The sequence below is a fragment of the Delftia sp. 11MD genome, assembly GCF_050907895.1.
Classification (GTDB): Bacteria; Pseudomonadota; Gammaproteobacteria; order Burkholderiales; family Burkholderiaceae_C; genus Comamonas; species Comamonas tsuruhatensis.
Genome location: NZ_CP194333.1, coordinates 3,818,219 through 3,836,119, shown reverse-complemented (window position 1 = coordinate 3,836,119; position 17,901 = coordinate 3,818,219). Strand labels below are relative to the sequence as shown.

General features: G+C 64.7%; 13 protein-coding genes and 1 pseudogene. 8 read left to right on the top strand and 6 right to left on the bottom strand.

Annotated elements, in window-relative coordinates; all coding sequences use genetic code 11:
• Positions 1-19: 19 nt before the first annotated feature.
• Entirely contained in the window at positions 20-2,536 is a 2,517-nt protein-coding gene (locus ACRSCF_RS17325; protein ID WP_244386234.1) for an Ig-like domain-containing protein, read from the bottom strand.
• Positions 2,537-2,715: 179 nt separating this feature from the next.
• Here ACRSCF_RS17325 and ACRSCF_RS17320 point away from each other — a divergent pair, with 179 nt between their 5' ends.
• From ACRSCF_RS17320 to ACRSCF_RS17305, 4 genes are read left to right on the top strand one after another with little or no spacing between them, the layout of a single operon-like run.
• Positions 2,716-5,085 (top strand): ATP-binding protein, encoded by a 2,370-nt coding sequence (locus ACRSCF_RS17320; protein ID WP_244386232.1) that lies wholly within the window; start codon positions 2,716-2,718, stop codon positions 5,083-5,085.
• Positions 5,086-5,089: 4 nt separating this feature from the next.
• Positions 5,090-6,301, top strand: a complete 1,212-nt coding sequence (locus ACRSCF_RS17315) for an EAL domain-containing response regulator (protein ID WP_034364407.1) — start codon at positions 5,090-5,092, stop codon at positions 6,299-6,301.
• Positions 6,302-6,321: 20 nt separating this feature from the next.
• A complete protein-coding gene (locus ACRSCF_RS17310; protein WP_034364408.1) occupies positions 6,322-9,594 on the top strand; it encodes a hybrid sensor histidine kinase/response regulator in 3,273 nt (1,090 codons plus the stop codon).
• An 18-nt stretch (positions 9,595-9,612) separates the two neighbouring features.
• Entirely contained in the window at positions 9,613-10,266 is a 654-nt protein-coding gene (locus ACRSCF_RS17305) for a response regulator transcription factor (RefSeq protein WP_016448158.1), read from the top strand.
• A 25-nt stretch (positions 10,267-10,291) separates the two neighbouring features.
• On the opposite strand, the gene ACRSCF_RS17300 is transcribed toward ACRSCF_RS17305, so the two are convergent.
• Positions 10,292-10,537, bottom strand: coding sequence for a hypothetical protein (locus ACRSCF_RS17300; RefSeq protein WP_223275363.1), 246 nt, complete (start codon positions 10,535-10,537; stop codon positions 10,292-10,294).
• A 372-nt stretch (positions 10,538-10,909) separates the two neighbouring features.
• On the opposite strand from ACRSCF_RS17300, the gene ACRSCF_RS17295 reads away from it, so the two are divergent.
• The 3 genes and pseudogenes from ACRSCF_RS17295 (at position 10,910) to ACRSCF_RS17285 (ending at position 14,302) form a co-directional block, all read left to right on the top strand.
• Positions 10,910-13,060, top strand: a complete 2,151-nt coding sequence (locus tag ACRSCF_RS17295; protein WP_034364420.1) for a methyl-accepting chemotaxis protein — start codon at positions 10,910-10,912, stop codon at positions 13,058-13,060.
• An 85-nt stretch (positions 13,061-13,145) separates the two neighbouring features.
• Positions 13,146-13,721 (top strand): annotated as a pseudogene (locus tag ACRSCF_RS17290) (IS30 family transposase); the annotation flags it as partial.
• Positions 13,722-13,783: 62 nt separating this feature from the next.
• The gene (locus tag ACRSCF_RS17285) at positions 13,784-14,302 is read left to right on the top strand and encodes a hypothetical protein (RefSeq protein ID WP_017407927.1); all 519 of its coding nucleotides are present in this window, start codon (positions 13,784-13,786) and stop codon (positions 14,300-14,302) included.
• Positions 14,303-14,542: 240 nt separating this feature from the next.
• Here the strand turns inward: ACRSCF_RS17285 and ACRSCF_RS17280 are convergent, their stop codons facing one another.
• The 3 genes from ACRSCF_RS17280 to ACRSCF_RS17270 form a co-directional block, all read right to left on the bottom strand.
• Entirely contained in the window at positions 14,543-15,355 is an 813-nt protein-coding gene (locus ACRSCF_RS17280; protein WP_244386230.1) for an AraC family transcriptional regulator, read from the bottom strand.
• Between the two features lie 15 nt (positions 15,356-15,370).
• Complete coding sequence (locus ACRSCF_RS17275; protein ID WP_244386227.1) at positions 15,371-15,523, bottom strand: hypothetical protein; 153 nt, start codon at positions 15,521-15,523, stop codon at positions 15,371-15,373.
• 91 nt (positions 15,524-15,614) lie between these two features.
• On the bottom strand, positions 15,615-15,938 hold the full coding sequence (locus ACRSCF_RS17270; protein WP_034367256.1) for a winged helix-turn-helix transcriptional regulator: 324 nt from the start codon (positions 15,936-15,938) through the stop codon (positions 15,615-15,617).
• A gap of 149 nt (positions 15,939-16,087) precedes the next feature.
• Between ACRSCF_RS17270 and gstA the strand changes: the two genes are divergently transcribed.
• Positions 16,088-16,720 (top strand): glutathione transferase GstA, encoded by a 633-nt coding sequence (gene gstA, locus ACRSCF_RS17265; RefSeq protein WP_034367250.1) that lies wholly within the window; start codon positions 16,088-16,090, stop codon positions 16,718-16,720.
• Between the two features lie 130 nt (positions 16,721-16,850).
• On the opposite strand, the gene ACRSCF_RS17260 is transcribed toward gstA, so the two are convergent.
• Positions 16,851-17,861 (bottom strand): hypothetical protein, encoded by a 1,011-nt coding sequence (locus ACRSCF_RS17260; RefSeq protein ID WP_034367248.1) that lies wholly within the window; start codon positions 17,859-17,861, stop codon positions 16,851-16,853.
• Between the last annotated feature and the right edge of the window lie 40 nt (positions 17,862-17,901).

The following is a 17,901-nucleotide window of genomic DNA, read 5'->3' as shown; positions in this document are numbered from 1 at the left end:
ACCTGCGCCCGCTGCGGGCTCAGGCCTGCCTTTTCCTCATCCTGCGGCTGGCCAGATAGGCCATGCCGCACAGCAGCGCCAGCATGCCACCCTGGCCCAGGCCGGGAACGGCCTGGACATTTCCGGGGCCGGCACCGGGTCCTGGGTCCGTGCCCGGACCGGGGTCGGGATCGGTGCCCGGGCCGGGGTCGGGAGGATCGGCAGCGATCACCTCGATGGACACGGATGCCGGTGCGGCAGCGCTCTGGTGCCCGTCGGATACCGTGAAGGCGAAGGTATCGGGCCCGGAGTAGCCGGCCGCCGGCGTGTAGACCAGCGTACCCGTCTGGGGATCGAAGCCGCTGATGACGCCATGGGCGGGGCCGGCGGTGATCTCGAAGCGCAACGGGTCCGACTCGAAGTCCGTGCCAGCGAGGGTGATGGACAGCGCCGTATCCTGCGGGGTCGTGACGGCTTGCGGCAGGGCCACGGGGGCGGCGTTGGCCGCCATCGCATTGGAAAAGCGCGAGGTGTCACCGGTGGAAATCCGGGTGGCGGTCGCCGTGACAGCGGCCTGGTCGCCCGGGGGCATGGCGCCCTTGAACACCAAGGGCGCATGGCCGGAGGCATCGGTGGTCACGGTCTGCGAGCCGAGCAGAACCTTGCCGGCGGCGCGCTCCACCAGCCCGTCGGGCAGCCTGGGCGTCGAGAAATACTCGATGCGCATGCTCTCGTTGGCGACGCTGTCCAGCGTGCCGGACAGGCCCTCGGGCGTCACCGTGAGCAGCACCGGCTCGGCAGGATCTCCGTTGGCCAGGCTGGTTCGTGCGATGCCTCCCTCGGTATTGCCGTAGATGGCATTGCCGAGCATGGAGACGCCCTTGACTTCGTCCCCCCGCAATCCCACGCCGAACAGCCTGTTGTGCGCAATCACGTTGGCATGTGCCGCGTCGTCACCGCCGACCAGGGTGTCATGGGCCTTCTGGAAAAAGGAAACGCCTTCACCGTTGGGCAGGGCGGTTCCCTGGGGACTGACGCCCACGTAGTTGCCCTGCACGAGGTTGTTCTTGCTGGCGCCCTGGAACTGTATGCCGGACGCCTTGCTGCCACCGACGATGTTTGCGCGCACGGTCACCTCGTCCGAATCCTTGATGACGATGCCCCATTGATTGGGCAGCATGGTGCTGGCATCCAGGCTGGTTCCCACGATATTCCCGGCAATCAGGGTATTCGGGTTGCGTGCGCCGTAGTTTCCATTCAATTCAATGGCCGTTTCCTTGTTTCCGGCAACCAGGTTGCCGTCCTCAGGGCCTGTGCCAATGCGATGTCCGCCCTCCGACGAAAAGAATACGGCAATGCCTGGCCCATTGTTGGGAATCATGGCCGTGCCGGCTGCATTGGTTCCGACTCGGTTGCGGGTCACCAGCGTGTGGGCGCCGGAAATGGAAATCGCGGAGGAGCCGCCTGTTTGCCTGACATTGCCGGAGACGAGGTTGCTGTCGATCAGCGTGCCGGTAAAGTCTGATGCCACGCTGATGCCGTTTCCCTGGTTTCCCAGGGCCACATTGCCGGTGATATCGGTGCCTATGTAGTTTCCCTGAATGATGTTTCCTGTACCCGCGCCTGGCCAGGAAAGCCATATTCCGGAATTCTCCGCCGCGGAAATGACATTTCGCCCGCCAATATCCAGATTCCCGATGCGGTTGCGGTTGCCGGAGTGGACAAGGATGTTGCTGCGATTGCCCATGGCAACCGTTCCCGATGCGTCAACGCCTATATGGCAGCCCAGCACGGTGTTGCCGTCGCCGGTCACCGCCAGGGCCGTATTGAAGCCGCCTATCGCCAGGCCGCGCACCGTGATGGCGCCTGCCAGCTCGAGCCCTATGCCGAACTCGGGGCTGCCTGACTGCAGCGTGATCAGGGGGCGGCGTGGCAAGTGGTCCTCATAGCCGGGCTGCGTGCTGGCGTCCACGGTGAGCGATGTGGCCGGTGCAATGGGCTGCATGAGCCTGCCATTCCAGTTGCTTTGGGCGACGATGGTCTGCTCTCCCCCCGCACCGATGCGGAACTCGATGCGGTTGTCGCCGCCTTGGTTGCGGTTGGCGTTGGCGTAGGTGATGGCATCGCGCAGGGTGCAGGGGCCCAGGCCGGTGCTGGCGCACGGGCCGGTTGCGTCGGCGGCGCTGTCCACCACGACGGTCCATGCGTGGGCCGTGGCGATGCAGCCTTGCGACAGCAATGCCAGGGCGAGCAGGCGCAGGGGCCTGCGTGCCGCCGTGGGAGTGAATCGTTGCCTGTATATGCTCATTGCCTTTTTACTTTCCCTGAAATGGACTGCCGAAACGCCTTGCGGGCATTGATTGCGCAATTGCTGGACAGGGCGCTGCAATTTCGCATGTGCGGCGTCTGTGTGGAATATCCCGGGGCCTGACCCAAGAAAATGAAGCAGCCCTTGTTGATGAATCAAGCCGGCAATGATCCCCGGGGCATCCGAGTTTGGGTCTAAGAATTTTCTTAAATCATCAAGACTGCTGAAATCGCTGAAGAGATCGGACAAGGTCTTTGATGACGAAGCGAGGCGGGCGATATTCCCGGGTGAAGCGGCGTGCACGGGTTTGCAGGATTAAGAAAATTCTTAGCCCTGTTTCTTCATCCGATTCCTATGATTTGGCAATGCGCCAGTTTCAAGACCTTCTGTTTTCTTCCCGCTCGACTCGGCACGGGTGGTGCCCGTCCATGGCACTGTGCGATTGGATGGCGTCGCTGCGTGATTGGACGGTATTTGCACTGGCAATCATGGCCATGCTGGCCTGCGCCTTGCACAGCGGCAGGGACGATGCCGCCCCGGCGCCGCCATCCCGCAGCCGCGCGCATGTGCCTGTGGGGGACATGCAGCTGTTTTTCATGGACCGGTATTTCCTGCTGCTGGACGCTGCCGTGGGCGCGACCCGCGCGGCCGTCCATTCCCAGGCCGGTCTGGCATGGCCGTGGCGCACCAGCGCACCGCAGGACCACCTCGTGCCGCTGTATTCGCTGATGCATGTGGGCCGGGGCCTTCCCGAATCGCTGCTGCTGCGCAAATCCGTGAACAACGCCGCATGGCTTGCAGACCGCTGGGAGCCCGTGCGGCAACTGGTCAGGGCCCACGCCTGGCTGCTGCTGTGGTCCGTGTCGCTGGGACTTGCCTTCATGGCTGCAATTGCATGGTGCGTGGGCCGGCTGCGACGCGGCGTGCCGGCTTCGGCCTGGAGCCGGGCAGGGGCCTGCGCCGCCGGTGACGCGCTCTGCCGAAAGCTGCTGGACACGGCACCCGTGGGCCTGGCGCTGGTGCGGTGCAGCGATCGCAGCCTGCTGCTGTCCAATGCGCTGGCCCGGCAGTGGGTGTGCAGTGATGCTTCCTGGTTCGAGCAGGCCGTGGCCGGGGGCACGCAGCAGGGCCCGCGTGAGCTGGCGCTGGGGGACGGGCGATGGGTGGAGGTCCGCACCACGCCCACGACCCACGGGGGCGAACCGGTGGTTTTCTGCCTGGTCAGCGATGTGACGGCGCTCAGGCAGGCGCAGGCAGCGCTGGTCGATGCCAAGCAGCGCGCCGAATCGGTGAGCCAGGCCAAGACGCAGTTTCTGGCCACCATGAGCCACGAAATACGCACACCGCTCTTTGGCATCCTGGGAACGCTGGAGCTGCTGGCCCTGTCCAGGGTTCCTTCCGAACAGACCCGCTACCTGGGGGCCATGCAGCAGGCATCGGCCTCCTTGCTGCGCATCGTCAACGACAGCCTGGATCTGTCGGCCATCGAGGCGGGCCGGCTGCAGCTGGAGGCCCAGGCGTTCTCGGCCACCGAATTGCTCGACAGCGTGGCCGCAGGCCTGCTGTCGCGTGCCGAGCAAAAGGGCCTGCAGCTGTATGCCGTCTCCGATGTGAAAACGCCGCCCCTGCTGGTGGGCGATGCCTTGCGGCTGCGGCAGATCCTGGACAACCTGGTGGGCAATGCCATCAAGTTCACGTTCTCCGGCCATGTGGCCCTGCGCCTGCAGGTCATGGGCGACAGCGAGGAAGGCACCGACCTGCGGTTCCAGGTGCAGGACACGGGCATCGGCATCGACCCGGAGCAGCAGCCCTTCCTGTTCGACCCGTACTTCCGTGCCCATGCGGCCACCCAGCAGCAGGTCCAGGGCGCGGGCCTGGGGCTGTCCATCTGCCTGCGCCTCAGCCAGGAGATGGGCGGGCGGCTGACGGCCGCCAGCCAGCCTGGACTGGGGACCTGCGTGTCATTCGAGCTGCGCCTGCCGCGCGAGAGCGCGGCAGGCTATGAGGCAGTGCCCAGTCTGTTGCCGCACACCGTCTACGTGGATGGCGCCATTCCGGAAGTCGTGCACAACCTGTGCGCCTGGCTGCGGCATTGGGGCGCCATGGCCCAGCCCTACCGGGACCAGGTGCAGGGTCCCAATGAACAGGCCGTGCTGGTGCAAGCCTGGCCGCGGTCGCTGCGCCGTCCGCAATGGACGGGCAAATGCGTTCTGGCGCTGGCGCCGGGCGAGAGCCCCCGCGAGACCGTGCAGGCCTGCGTGTGGGAGGCCAGCGCGCCTGGCGTGCCGGCAGTGGGCCATGCGCTGGGCCTGGCCCAGCAGGGCATTGCGCCGGGTGCGCGCCCCGACCTGTATGCCGCCGCCGCCCAGGTCCACGAGCCCCTGGGGCTGAGGGTGCTCATCGTCGAGGACAACCCCATCAACAGGATCATCCTGCGAGAGCAGCTGCAGTTGCTGGGCTGCGAGGTCCAGCAGGCCAGCAATGGACAGGACGCGCTGTCCCTGTCCGGCCTGCTCGAATTCGATGCCGTTCTCACCGATCTGCACATGCCGTTGCTGGACGGCCCGGCCCTGGCGCGTGCGCTCAGAAAGCGCGGGTATGTCCGCCCGATCGTCGGGCTGACGGCCAATGCGCAGCCGCAGACCCAGACCCAGACGCAGGCGCAAGAGCAATCGCAAGTGCAGGGGCAGGGGCAGGGCGACGGACTGCCGGCCGGCTTCGACAGCCTGCTGTGCAAGCCATTCACGTTGGCGGTGCTGCGCACCACCTTGAACAACATCAAGCAAGGCAGGACCTGAACCCATGCTGGCCCCATTCAAAGTACTCATCCTGGACGACCATCCCCTGTGCTGCGAGCACGCGCGCAGCCTGCTCATGGAGGCGGGACTCACGGACACGCACATGGCCTGCAACGCGCGGGAGGCCCTGGAGAAGCTGGGCGACGGCGGATTCCATCTCGTCATCACCGACCTGAAGATGCCTGACATGGACGGCCTGCAGTTCATCGATGAATTGAGCCGGCGCGACCTGCATCCCATGCTCGTGATATCCACCTCCTGCTCGCGCCGGCTGATGAACAGCGTCAGTCTCATGGCCAAGGAGTCCGGCTTTTCCGTCATCGGGATGTTCCAGAAGCCGTTCGGCACGGACCATGTCCAGGCGCTGGTCAGCCAACTCAGGTCCGTCCATGCAAACGAGGGGAAAACCGCTGCCGGCATCAGGGAGCGGCCGATTTTCGCCAAGGCCCACCTGGTGCAGGCGCTGCAGGAGAAAACCATACAGGCCTGGTTCCAGCCCAAGAAATCCCTGCTCACGGGCCACATCGTCGGCGTGGAAGCGCTGGCGCGCTGGAACGATCCGCAGTTCGGCTTCATGATGCCGGGCTCGTTCATGTCCGCCATCCGGTTCCATGGGCTGGACCATGCCTTGCTGGTGCGGATGATGGAAGATGCCATGTCGGCGCACCTGGCCTGGCGCAGTGCCGGACATGTCGTGCCTGTGTCCGTCAACCTGCCGGTACCGCTGCTGGACGATATCGGCCTGCCGGACGAGTTGCACGGCATGGCGGCCCGGTGCGGCATTGCTGCGGAGAACATCACGTTCGAGCTGCTGGAGGACCAGGCCGTCGGCATACCCGCCAACTACTACATGAGCGCGAGCCGGTTGCGCCTCAAGGGCTTCGGCCTGGCCCAGGATGACTACGGGCGCGGATACAGCTCGATGTACAGCCTCATCTCCACGCCCTTCACCGAATTGAAGATCGACCGGGCCTTCGTGGCCGGTGCGGCAGGTGACGAGGTGCGGACTGCGGCCTTGACGTCGTCGGTGCAACTGGGGCGGCAGCTGGGCCTGACGGTGACGGCGGAAGGCGTGGAGACCACCCAGGACCTGGAGTTGCTGCGCAGCATCGGCTGCGATTGCGTGCAGGGATATCTGTTGTCCGCCGCGGTGCCCGCCAGCGAATTTGCCCTTATGCTGGCATCCGAACCCCGACACCAAGGCAACCCCACCTGACCCAAGCACGCAAGGCGTCCATGCCCGACTCCCCGTTCAGCAAGATCACACGCACCACACGCTGGCAGAACCGGGTACTGTTTGGAGTGCTTCCCCTTGCGATCTTCCTCATCGCCGTGCTGCTGTGGGGTTCGGAGAGGATCTTCGAGCAGGAGCAGGGCCGCCTGGCCTTGAACTTCTCCGCCATCGTCGGCTCGCTGCAGGAGCAGGAGATCTTTCTTCGGCGGCTCAAGGGCCGCAACGAGTCCTGGAAAGCGCTGCCGGACCAGAGGATAGCCACCATCGTCGACGTGCCCGCTCCTGCGCAGGCGGACTACCGCATGTTCCGTGGCCGCGAGGCCATCGGCGGCATTCCCTTTTCATTGCAATGCTCTGCGCGCGTGGCCTGCGACACGCTCCCGGACCGGCTTTTCTCGCTGGGCAGCTCCCTGGCCGCAGGCTATTCCTCCTTCTGGGCAGGCTCCTACTTCCCGGCAGCCGCTGCCTTCTTCACCAAGGAGGACGGGGCGATCAGCATCGGCGTGCCGGCCATCGACGTGCCCATCGGCAACGAGAGTGTCACGCAGGAAATGTTCGACAGCACGATTGCCGCCGTCAAGGCGCATCTGCGGTCCAGGGCCGCCGATGCCCGGCCGGGCGCCGGCTCCACGGCGCCGACGCAGGAAATCGTCTGGTTCCGGTCGCCCCAGTTCCCGGAAAAGATGATCGGCATGGTCGCCGCCGGCTTTTCAAGCCATATCGAAGCCGGCGACGAAGCCGCCACAAGCCCGATCTACGCCGCCATCCTTTTCAGCCGCCAGCGCATCAGCGCCATAGAAAGAACCATCCATACGCTGCCCAGGCATCTTTTCTGGCTGGAGCACCGGGACTTCGGCGTGCTCATGGGCACCGGCCCCGTCCCGCAGGTGGACGACACGGGGATGCAGTACACGCGCAATGGCCTGATCCTCAAGACCGAGGATGCCTCCGGCCGGTGGACCGGCTACTACCAGGTGGACTACGCCACCTTTTTCCAGGGCAGGCTGTTCGCCCCTTCTGCCGGCCTGGTGCTGGCCCTGCTGCTGAGCCTGCTGGCCGGCGTGGCCTATACCCGGTGGTTCAACCGCAAGGTGATTGCGCCCGCGCAGGAGGCGCAGCGGGTCATCGTCGAGAGCAATGAATTCAACAGGACGCTGATCGAAACCGCTCCCGTGGCCATCTGCCTTGTGGCCTACGGCAGCGGGAAAATCATCTTCAGCAACTCGCTGGTGCAGGAGTGGCTGCACTCGGCCGATGGCTACCTGCGTCCCGGCTCGCCGGAGAACAAGGCGGCACTGGAGGAGATTGTCCATGCCCGGGCCGCAGGCACCATGGAGCGCCTGGTCACCGAGCAGGGCAGGACGCTTCATGTGGCCTATGCGCCCACGCGCTACCTCGGCCAGGATGTGACGCTGTGCATTTTTGCCGACGTCAGCGCGCGCGCGGAGATCGAGAGCAACCTGGAGCGGGCCAGAATCGCGGCGGACGAGGCCAACGAGGCCAAGTCCACCTTTCTGGCGACCATGAGCCACGAAATCCGCACGCCGCTGTATGGCGCGCTGGGCACGCTGGAGCTGCTGGGCATGACCGAGCTCACCCAGCTGCAGAGCAAATACGTGGACCGTATCGAAGCGTCCTCGTCCATCTTGCTGCAGATCATCAGCGACATCCTGGACACCAGCAAGATCGAGGCCGGCCAGCTGCAGCTGGAAAAGGCACCGTTCAATCCCCGGGAGCTGGTGCAAAACTGCACCAGTTCCTACGCCGCCATGGCGCAGCAAAACGGCCTGCTGCTGTTTTCCTGCGTGGACGCGCAGGTGCCCGAGTCGGTGCTGGGCGACGCGGTGCGCATCCGCCAGATCCTGGGCAATCTCATCAGCAACGCCATCAAGTTCACGGAGGCCGGCCATGTGATCGTCCGCCTGCGCAGCATGCCGGGCCCGGCCTCGCAGGCCCGGCTGGTGTTCGAGGTCTGCGACACGGGCGTGGGCATAGAGAAATCCCTGCATGGCGAGCTTTTCACGCCCTTTTATCTCGTCAAGAACAGCAGCCGCACCGCCCGTGGAGCGGGCCTGGGCCTGTCCATCTGCTGGAGCCTGGCCCGGATGATGTCCAGCTCCATCGAGGTCTGGAGCGAGCCCGGCCTGGGCAGCAGGTTCTGGTTCGAGCTGGGGCTGGAGACCGTCGCGCAGGAGCAGGGGCCGGAGCAGGAGGAGGCTCCCGCGCTGCAGGGCGCCCGGATCGCGGTGCGCACCCCCCACCCGGAACTGACGGACAACATCTGCGCCTGGCTGCGGCGCTGGGGCGGCCAGGCCCGCGCGGCGGCAGCCGCCCCGGTGGCGGCCCATGACGATGAGCTGCTGCTGGACGTCCTGCTGCCGGCGGACAGCCCCGCGCCGCAGTGGAAGGGGCGGCACCTGAACCTGTCCTCGCCGGACAACCGGGGCATCGACGGGCACAACGTCCTGAGCATCGGCCAGGGCATTGCGCAGGTGCTTGGCGGTGCGCAGCGCGCTGCCAGCGCCGGCACCGATCTGCCCCTGTTCGACCTGCGCGTGCTGGTCGCCGAGGACAATCCCGTCAACCAGGTGACGCTGCGCGGCCAGCTCGAGAGCCTGGGCTGCGAAGTCACGGTCGCCGACGACGGGGAGGAGGCGCTGGCGCTGTGGGACATCAGCCCGCACGACCTGGTGCTGACGGATGTGAACATGCCCTACCTCAACGGCTACGAACTCGCCGAGCGGCTGCGTTCGGAGGGGGTTGCCTGCCCCATCGTCGGCGTGACCGCCAATGCCATGCTGGACGAGGAAAACCGCTGCCTGAACGCCGGCATGAATGCCTGGCTGGTCAAGCCCATCCAGTTGCGCACGCTGGTCCGCACCCTGGAGAAGTTCGCGCCGAGAAAACGCCTGCGTCCGGCGCCTGCCCAGGCCGGCGCTGCGGCGGCGGACATTCCCCCGCCCCCGGCCCTGTCGGAGCCCAACGTTTTGCAGACGCACAGGCAGGTCTTCGTGCAGTGCATGAACGACGACATAGAAATGCTGGCCCGCGGCCTGCAGGAGCGCCGGCCCGACCTGGCCGCCCAGGCCCTGCACCGCATGCGCGGGGCCTTGCTGCTGGCCAGGATGCAGGAGCTTGCCGCCCGCACCCAGGCGCTGGAAGAGCGGCTCCTGAACGGCGCCCCGGAGCCCGGCCTGCAGGCCGCGCTGTCAGTCCTGCTGGACGACCTCCTGGCCGACCTTCGCGCCATGATGGCGCAATTGCCCCAGCCCTAACCCTTTGCTTGCGATCCCATGAAACTGAAACTGCGCATTGCTGTCGTGGACGACCACGCCGTGGTCCTGCTTGGCGTCAAGGACTTCCTGGAGCAGGACCCCAATCTCCAGGTCGTGGCCACGTTCGATACCCCGTCGTCCTTGATGGAATACGCCAGATCGAACCCCCTGGACGTGGTTCTGACCGACTACTCCATGCCGGGCGATGACCTCTACGGAGACGGCCTGCGCTACGTGGACTACCTGATACGCCATTTCCCGCACATCAAGGTGCTGGTGCTGACGACCGTCTCCAATCCCATGATCATCTCGGCCCTGTATGACGCGGGCGTCGCCGGCGTGCTGCTCAAGGAAGACCCGCTCAGCCAGATCATGGCGGCGCTGCAATGCGTGCGCCTCAACACGCGCTACTACTCGCCCTCGTTCCAGGCAGGCACGCCCAGGCAGGAGAGGACGGTTTTCCTGAGCGAACGCGCCAACAACCTCTCGCCGCGCGAATTCGAAGTCCTCAGGCATTTCGCCAAGGGGGAATCCATCACGGAAATCGCCGCACGCCTGAGGCGCAGCGTCAAGACCGTCAGCCTCCAGAAGAACTCCGCCATGCGCAAGCTGAACGTGGACAGCAACCAGGACCTGGCCGCCTTCTGCGCCGAGCACCATCTGTTCGACTGACCGGCCTGCGGGCTGCACCAGCCGGTCAACCTTCCAGCGCCTGGCCTTGCGCCTGGCTGCCGCCCTCGGCGTCCACCTCGCCCAGGCGATAGTGCGGTTCGGACGGCATCAGGCGAAACCCCAGAAGTGCCCCGCGCCGGCTTGTCTTCATCGCCAGGGGCGCCTGGCAATGCACGCAGCCATAGTTCACGAAATTGGCATCCTGCTCCAGCGAGTAAAAGCGGAACCTCAGTCCGGGGTGGGGCTTGGACAGGGATGTATTGCTCAGCAATTCGTAGCATGGGTCGCACAGTTTCTGGATTGTTTTCGGCTGCATTTCTGGAAATAAAACGGATCGATATACCGCTGTCCAGTCTTGCCAGAACCTGCGCAACCCAGGTTAAGACGATTCTTATCGTCGGCTGTCATATCCGTTGCAATGAATGCCGCCGCCGGCGGCAATCCGGCAGTTTCCGCTGCTGTTGCAACACTTGGTTACTTCCTTGACCCATCTCAAATCCCCCAGGCGGCGGCGCCGATACGCTTCGGCCCATGAATCGCCACGGCTTGACTTGGGTCAGCCTGGCCTGGCACGCAGGCATTCCATGCCGATACCGCGTGCGCACACAACAGCGGCGCCCTACGCCGCACAGGAGATGCATCAATGCACATCGGCCAACGTTTCTGGCGCCGCCAAGGGCTGGGCACCAAACTGTCCATCACCAATTTCGTCTGGGTCGCCTCCATCCTGGGCCTGCTGGTCCTGGGCATTGCCTGGGATGTCAGCAAGTCCCTGCAGTCCAGGATGAACAGCGACATGCAGCAGGGCATACGGACGCTGTACAACTTCATCGAGTCCAACGACAAGGAGCTGCGCCAGCGCACCCAGTTCCTGGCCGACAGCCTGGCGCACAGCCTGCAGGGCTCGCTCAGCCTGGACACCGGCGGCAGCGAGCCGGTGCTGAGCCTGGACGGCCAGCCGCTCAACGGCAACGATGCGCAGCTGCAGGCCTTCACGCGCAGCACCGGCGCCGTGGCCACCGTGTTCGCGGCCCAGGGGCAGGGCGACTTCGTGCGCATTGCCACCACCCTGAAGAACGACAAGGATGACAAGGGCGGGGCCGTGCTGGGCAGCCGCCTGGACCGCGCCCACCCCGCCTACGCCGCCATCCAGGCCGGCCAAAGCTACATGGGCCTGGCCCATCTGTTCGGCCGCCAGTACATGACGCACTACCGCCCGCTCAAGGACGCGGCGGGCGCCACCGTGGGCATTGCCTTCGTGGGCCAGGACTTCTCGCAACTGCTGGAGCACTTCAAGGACTCCATCCGCGCGCTCAAGGTCGGCCAGACCGGCTACTACTTCGTGCTCAACGCCGAAGACGGCCCCCAGCGCGGCCAGCTGGTGGTGCATCCCGCCATGGAGGGCAAGAACATCAGCGAGTCCAGGGACGGCAACGGCCGCTTCTTCATCCGCGACATGCTGGACCGCAAGCAGGGCAGCATCGCCTATCCCTGGACCAACCCGGGCGAGGAGCAGCCCCGCGACAAGCTGGTCGTCTTCAGCCACTACGCGCCCTGGAACTGGGTCATCGCCACCAGCGCCTACGTGGACGAATTCGTCTCCGAGACCCGCAGCCTGATCCTGCAGTTCGCCCTCATGGGCCTGGGCGCCGTGCTGCTGCTGTCGGCCGCGTGGTTCTGGCTCATCCGCCGCATGATCGTGCGCCCGCTCAAGCAGGCCAGCCACATGGCCTACGCCATTGCCGATGGCGACCTCACCTTGCGCGTGCACAGCGACCGCCATGACGAAATCGGCCACCTGCTGGAGGCCATGAACACCACCAGCACGGGCCTGACCCGCGTGGTCGGCAGCGTGAACGAACAGGCCCACAGCGTGGCCCTGGCCAGCGCGGAAATCGCCCAGGGCAACCAGGACCTGGCCGCCCGCACCGAAAGCGAAGCCAGCGCGCTGGAGCAGACCGCCGCCGCCATGGAAGAGCTGGGCTCCACCGTGGCCCACAACGCGGACCACGCGCAATCGGCCGACCGCATCACGCGCGAGGCCCAGCGCGTCGTCACCGAAGGCGGGCAGGCCGTGCGCAAGGTCGTGCAGACCATGCAGGGCATAGACGCCAGCAGCAAGAAGATCGCCGACATCATCGGCGTCATCGACGGCATTGCCTTCCAGACCAATATCCTCGCCCTCAACGCCGCGGTGGAAGCGGCCCGGGCGGGCGAGCACGGCCGCGGCTTTGCCGTGGTGGCCGAGGAAGTGCGCGCCCTGGCAGGCCGCAGCGCCGAGGCCGCCAAGGAAATCAAGCAGCTCATCAGCCACAGCGTCGCCGAAATCCACACCGGCAACCAGGAGGCCGCGTTTGCCGGGGAAACCATGGAACAGGCCATGGAGGAAATCCGCAAGGTCACCCAGCTCATCTCGGACATCAGCCACGCCAGCGCCGAGCAAAACAGCGGCGTCGCCCAGGTGGCCGAGGCCATCACCCACATCGACCAGACCACGCAGAAGAACGCCGCCCTGGTCGAGGAAATGGCCGGCGCCGCCGCAGGCCTGCGCCACCAGTCCGATCAACTGGTGCGCGTGGTCTCGGTCTTCCGGTTGCAGGGCGGCAGCAATGCCCAGGCACAGGCGGCGCCCCGTGCACCGTCGCTGGCGCCCGGCGCGGCCAAGGCATCTGTGCCCCAAGCCGCCCCGCCTGCCGTTGCCAAGCCTGCCGCGTCGGCTGTCTCGGCAAAACCGGCTGCCGCCAAGCCCATCGCCATGGCCTCCACGGCCGATGACGACTGGGACAGTTTCTAGGCGCCGCGCCCGCCTCAGTCGTGCCGCGCCATCAGGTCACGGCGGCGGCGCTCGTAGTAGTGCCGCTGGCACTCGGCCGCCTCCTACCAGAGGCATGCGTCGTTCACGGCACTACACGCAAAAGACCAGTATCCATGGCCGAATCGTCGGTGCCGTCCCCATCAGCGAACGTCCGGCCTGTATAGAAGATCGGGCCGTGCCAGGGCATTGGGAAGGAGACTTGCTGTTCGGCGATGCTCATAGCCAGATCGCGACCTTGGTGGAGCGACACACGCGCTATGTGATGCTGGTCAAGCTGGTGGACAAAGACTCGTACACCGTGGCTGCGGCCCTAGCCAGACATGCCAGGAGCCTGCCGCATGAGCTCTACCGCTCCTTGACCTGGGATCGCGGCTCGGAAATGGCGGGGCACAAGCGCTTCACGTTGGCGACCGACATCCAGGTCTACTTCTGCGACCCGCACCATCCATGGCAACGGGGCACCAACGAGAACACGAACGGGTTACTCAGGCAGTACCTTCCCAAAGGCCTGGATCTGTCGGGCTACTCACAGGAGAGCTTGGATGCGATTGCAAGGCAGTTGAACCAGCGTCCCAGGAAGACGCTGGGGTTCAGAACACCTGCTGAAATGTTTGATGAGTGTGTTGCGTTGACCGGTTGAATCCACCGCCAGAAGCGGACACCGGGCGTCGGCCCAGAATCGAGTTTCAAGGGACAGTAAAAATGCAGGCAACGGTTTGGGAGACATTTCTCTTTGTCGCCCCGCTCCCCATCATTGGAGTAACGATTTTCCTACTATCTGTTCGGAGGAAAAGGCAAAAGCGCGCGGCCGCGAAGTCGGCTCACAATGCAGAGGCGTTGGCCACTATTCCCATCGGAAAGGAACTCAGCGAGCGGACTGCTGAACTTCTCCAGCAGGGACTACAACTCTGTTATCGCCATCGCGACTACTGCGGCATGGGCCTTCGGGAGTTCGATGGCACCTTTGTATACGGCACAGTGGTGGACGGGCATTTGCTCACGCCCAGAGAATCGCAGAAGGAACTCGCTGCCTACCCAAACCACAGGGACGAGCGAACAGAATTTCAGAGTGCGGAGCTTTTCATCACGTGGCTCTCGCAGCAGTGCGACGCCTCGCTTGCCGGCGATGGCAATCAGCGGCTAACGCGAACTCGACTCTTGAAGGCACATGACTTCTGCCGCAACAACCCACAGGAACGCTGGCCGTACTACGCCGGGTAAATGGGCGACTGCTTTCGAGCAAAACCTACGCCCGTTTTGGGTCGACAGCTGGCTGACGCGAACGATCACTGACGGGGAGTTCAGCGCTATCCCGCTGATCCCCCGAGCCCGCCGTCAGGCGACAGACTGCTCACGCTGCAAAGCCGACACCTGACGGCAAAGGTCCAACGCCTGCAGCGGGTAGTGGATTCAACCAGCCAACCCAACACATTCGTCAAACCTCAACCGGCTTGAGTCGCTTTACAGCGCCCGCACCGGAATGCAGATGTCGCAGCAGAACTCCCCGGTCTCGGCATCCATTGCGGTGGCCGCAGAAAACATCTCAAAGCAAGGCCGGTCGTCGCATTGCATGCCGCTGGACGGCATCCATTCGCGCGTCAGCCACATCCAGGCGTTGGCCAAGCCCTCGGGTTTTCCTTTGAACCTTGCCACGGCGTAACGGCCGCCCGGCAGGGCTTGGGTGTCCACCTGGCCGCTGGCGACGAAATGCGCGGGGACTTCCACGCAGGCGTCATAGCGGCATTTGCTGGCGGGTGTGAGAGAGGGGTCGTCATAGCCTATGCCGTAGCACGTTTGATCGCTGAGGCCATTGGAGTGCATCCACGGCGCAATGGTGCCTCGCCAGAATTGGCCTATGGCTGGGCCATAGGGGCCGATCAAGCGTTGATAGGCGACATGTGCTTTGGGTAGATCAATGATGCGGACGTCCATGGCGATTTCTTCCTTCAGGTGACAAGAGCCCTGAGGTTCGCCGAACGCGCATGGGTCTGTCTGATGGAGATTGCCGAATACCTGATCAGGATTGCTCTGCTGGCTGCCTTGCGGCTGCCCGATGGCGGCCGCCTGGGTTTTCAGCCTCTCAAGCGTGGTGGAGCGCCAGGCCGATGGCGTGCAGCCAAACTTGAGCTTGAAGGCGCGCGCAAACGCTTCGCCCGATTGGAAGCCGGTGGCCAAGGCGGTTTCAAGCACGGTTTCCTTGCTGCCGCAGGACAGCCGGAACGCCGCTTTCTCGAGCCGTCGGCGCTGCGCATAGCTGCCCAGCGTTTCTCCCATCCATGCCGCAAAAATTCAGTGAAAGTGGAAGCGCGAGAAATTGGCGATGTCGGCCAGATGCGCACCATCCAGAGGCTGATCCAGGTGGGCATCGATGTAGTTGAGCACGCGATTGATCCGTCGCGCGTACTTGGCGCGGGATGCCTGCTCGGAAGGCTTGTTCGTCATGGTCGTTGTTCTGGAAATCACCGTGCATGCGGCGATGGTGCCTGCCTGTCAGCAGGGGACGGATGGAGACAACCAGCCGGCGCAGTGCTCGTCAGTCCGGCGCCTTGCCTTTCACCCACAACCCAAACTCCTTCATCACTTCCACCACGGGCTTGAGCCGCTCCCCATCCTGGGTCAGCTCGTACTCCACCTTGATCGGCGCCGTGGGGTAGACCGTGCGCTTGACCAGGCCCGCTTCCTCCAGCGCGCGAAGGTCCAGGGTGAGGGAGCGTTGGGAGATGCCGGGCATGTCGCGGCGCAGGTCGTTAAAGCGCCGGGGGCCGTCGATGAGGTAGGAGGCGATGAGCAGCCTCCAGCGGCCGCCCAGCAGGCGCATGGCTTCTTCCACGGAGCAGCCGGAGATGTTGGATTTCATAGCACATTCATCATAGGCAGGTGGCAGGTATATTTTTTTAACCTATGGGCAGTTTTTTTGCCTTCTTCCAGATTTATCCCTGGTGCATGACATTGGCCAGGGGCTGTGCCTGAACGCGCAGCCCCTTGTTCCATCACCAGAGAAATTCCATGAAGCTGTATTACTTGCCGGGCGCCTGTTCGCTGGCGGCGCACATTGTCCTGAACGAGCTGGGGCTTGATTTCCAACTGGTCCGGGTGGACCACAAGACCCACCAGACGGAAGACGGCAGGGACTTCCGTGCGCTCAGCCCGTTCGGCTATGTCCCCCTGCTGGAATTGAACGACGGCAGCCTGCTGCGGGAAGGGCCCGCCGTCCTGCAGTATCTTGCGGACCTGGGGCCTGCGTCGCTTCTGGCGCCGGCCCATGGCAGCCTGGAGCGCTATCGGCTGCTGGAGTGGCTGGCCTTTCTGAATTCGGAGATCCACAAGGGCTTCATCCCGCTGCTGTATGCGGTGGCGGCGGGAAAGTACGGCGTGGAGACGGCCAAGCCCAAGCTGGAGCAGCGGTATGCCTGGGTGAATGCGCAACTGGCCGGCAAGCGCTACCTGATGGGCGACGGCTTCACCGTGGCCGATGCCTATCTGTTCGCGCTCACGCAGTGGGGGCAGGCGTCGTGGCTGGAGTCGGTCTACAAGACGAGCATTCGCTTCGATGGCCTGGAGCATCTTGCCGGCTGGTATGCGCGGATGCGGGAGCGGCCTGCCGTGCGCCAGGCGCTGCAGGCGGAAGGTTTGCGATAGGGCCGGTGGCCGCCACGCATGCGGCCACCACGTACTTTGCTGCTTCATTGCAAGCAGCCCGCGCCTGCGGCCTTGAGGGTGCCCAATGCAGATCGTCTGACGTGAAGTGACGTGGTGTGGACGTGACGGATCACGCCAAGGTTTCAAGGCTCACGGCCACGATGACGGGGTCAGGATCGGTGTTCACGAGGCGCAAGGCCTGGTTTGGCTGTCCGTCTCCGCGTGCGCGCTGAACCGTCACACCCATGGCCTGCACGGTGTCCGCCTCGTCCAGCGTCTGGCGCAGCGAGGCGGGGATAGGCGCTGCGGCAGTGAAGTCGAAGCGGGGTTTCAACGCGACGTAGAAAGTTGACACACGGCACGCCATCAGGCCGCCAGGCCCGAAGAATACGCCTGCATCCGGCACCAGGCCGCGACCCAGCGCCACCATCGAGGCGTCGTACCAGCTGCCGGGGTAGATCGGCACTTGGTCCCAGCATTCAGAGGTGATCGTCACCGTCTCCAGCGAAGCGGCGGGTAGCGCAAGGACGCGGCCGGAAGCGTCCAGGGCCTGCAGGGAAGCCGGAGCCTGCGGCCCTGCGCCGGATGTGTCGTTGAGATTCAAGCGCAAGGTGCCGGGGTTTGCGATCGTGCCGACAGCCACTGCTGCGCTCCACTCCGACGAACTCTTGGGCAGTGTCCAGATCGGTTTCCACTGGAGGTAGCCGGTCTCGTACACCTTGGTCCATCCCACCGGAGTGGGCGAGTATGCAGGTTCGCCTGGAGGCGTTGCCATCTTCTGCATGGCGCCTGCAAGCATCGACTGATAGGGAAATTTGCAGGCTTCGAGTACCTGCAGAAAGGTCTTGTATCCCTGCGAAAAGCTGCGCCCCGACGCTTGGTACAGCGCGCCATTGGCAGCGGACTGGGGCACCGTATCTGCAAAGAGAAACTGCGCGTCGGCCATGGTGCCGGTCACTGGATCCGGCCAGTTCCACGCGGTCACCGGCATCAGCATCTGCCCCCGCACCAGCGGCGCCGAAATGGATGCCGAGCGCTTGAACACCATGCCGGTTTTCGGCCCGCTCGATACGCTTGGAGCCCTTGGGGGCGGAGGCACCAGATCAGCCAGGCCGCCGAGGAACTGATGGATCACGTTCATGAACGCTGTCTCCGGTTGACGGGGGTGGGCGGGCAGGACC

What these genes read in the sequence shown, in the direction of transcription:
- ACRSCF_RS17310 (WP_034364408.1), top strand. Translation starts at nt 6,322, where the DNA reads ATGCCCGACTCCCCGTTCAGCAAGATCACACGCACCACACGCTGGCAG.
- gstA (WP_034367250.1), top strand. Translation starts at nt 16,088, where the DNA reads ATGAAGCTGTATTACTTGCCGGGCGCCTGTTCGCTGGCGGCGCACATT.
- ACRSCF_RS17260 (WP_034367248.1), bottom strand. Translation starts at nt 17,861, where the DNA reads ATGAACGTGATCCATCAGTTCCTCGGCGGCCTGGCTGATCTGGTGCCT.
- ACRSCF_RS17305 (WP_016448158.1), top strand. Translation starts at nt 9,613, where the DNA reads ATGAAACTGAAACTGCGCATTGCTGTCGTGGACGACCACGCCGTGGTC.
- ACRSCF_RS17320 (WP_244386232.1), top strand. Translation starts at nt 2,716, where the DNA reads ATGGCACTGTGCGATTGGATGGCGTCGCTGCGTGATTGGACGGTATTT.
- ACRSCF_RS17285 (WP_017407927.1), top strand. Translation starts at nt 13,784, where the DNA reads ATGCAGGCAACGGTTTGGGAGACATTTCTCTTTGTCGCCCCGCTCCCC.
- ACRSCF_RS17280 (WP_244386230.1), bottom strand. Translation starts at nt 15,355, where the DNA reads ATGGGAGAAACGCTGGGCAGCTATGCGCAGCGCCGACGGCTCGAGAAA.
- ACRSCF_RS17295 (WP_034364420.1), top strand. Translation starts at nt 10,910, where the DNA reads ATGCACATCGGCCAACGTTTCTGGCGCCGCCAAGGGCTGGGCACCAAA.
- ACRSCF_RS17275 (WP_244386227.1), bottom strand. Translation starts at nt 15,523, where the DNA reads ATGACGAACAAGCCTTCCGAGCAGGCATCCCGCGCCAAGTACGCGCGA.
- ACRSCF_RS17315 (WP_034364407.1), top strand. Translation starts at nt 5,090, where the DNA reads ATGCTGGCCCCATTCAAAGTACTCATCCTGGACGACCATCCCCTGTGC.
- ACRSCF_RS17270 (WP_034367256.1), bottom strand. Translation starts at nt 15,938, where the DNA reads ATGAAATCCAACATCTCCGGCTGCTCCGTGGAAGAAGCCATGCGCCTG.